Origin of the sequence: Acholeplasma laidlawii, assembly GCF_015709225.1 — a bacterium.
GTDB classification, from domain to species: domain Bacteria; phylum Bacillota_I; class Bacilli_A; order Acholeplasmatales; family Acholeplasmataceae; genus Acholeplasma; species Acholeplasma laidlawii_A.
Map to the genome: position 1 here is coordinate 1 of NZ_JADNRS010000052.1, position 852 is coordinate 852.

1 protein-coding gene is annotated in these 852 nt (G+C 29.1%); it reads left to right on the forward strand.

Annotated elements, in window-relative coordinates:
• Positions 1-391 precede the first annotated feature (391 nt).
• The gene (locus IY230_RS05675; RefSeq protein WP_196370565.1) at positions 392-742 is read left to right on the forward strand and encodes a hypothetical protein; all 351 of its coding nucleotides are present in this window, start codon (positions 392-394) and stop codon (positions 740-742) included.
• The last annotated feature ends 110 nt before the right edge of the window (positions 743-852 follow it).

Sequence of the window (852 nt, forward strand, 5' to 3'; positions counted from 1 at the left end):
TTCAAAGTTTTTCTTGCGCGGCATTCTATCCTTTTTAATGCGTTGTTCTTTAACTAACTTTTTGTTTCATTAATGATCACCGCGTCTAATCGTTCATTTTTAGGAATGAATGTCTTTATACGTTCAATTTGTTTTTTGTGATAATTATAGAATTCTTTGCATAATTCTTGACATAGTGATATATTGAAGATATGAACTACGATTCATAGTAGCTGTAAATAGTTAATGTACGTAGTCTGAAAGTTATTTACTAAAATCAATATATTGAAGGTATGGGATAGTAATGAAAACATCGAGAAAACTAATATTTTTATTGACATTGATTCTCTGCTTAGGAGTACTTATTGGATGTACAAATAAAGAATCAAGCGCAAGAATCCGAATAAGAGATTTGACAGATATAGATGTTCCAAGCAGTGCAGAAATAATGTTTCACGATAAAGAGGAAGATTATTTTTTTCCCGTTCCTGGTCGACGTTCACAATATACTGTATTTAGATTTGAAGAATATCCTACGGACTTTTTATCTGATAACAATTTTCAAGATGAAACAAATGATAGTTTTGAAGATAAATTCGATCGAGAACTTGAATCTCATATGAGTGCTGAACATTTCAACGTACCAGATGAATATTATGCGCATTGGGATAATGAATATTTATGGTTAGATACATCAACAGGCATCTACTTTGTATATTTTATAGAAAATCATTTGCTTATCGTCTTTGTTACAGCTACTTAAATAAAAATAAAAAAAACAGAGTGATATGATACCTCTAAAGTAGACACAGGAAATAATATAAATTAAAAACTATATTATTACTGTAAATACTTGGAGGTATTTTATTTTGA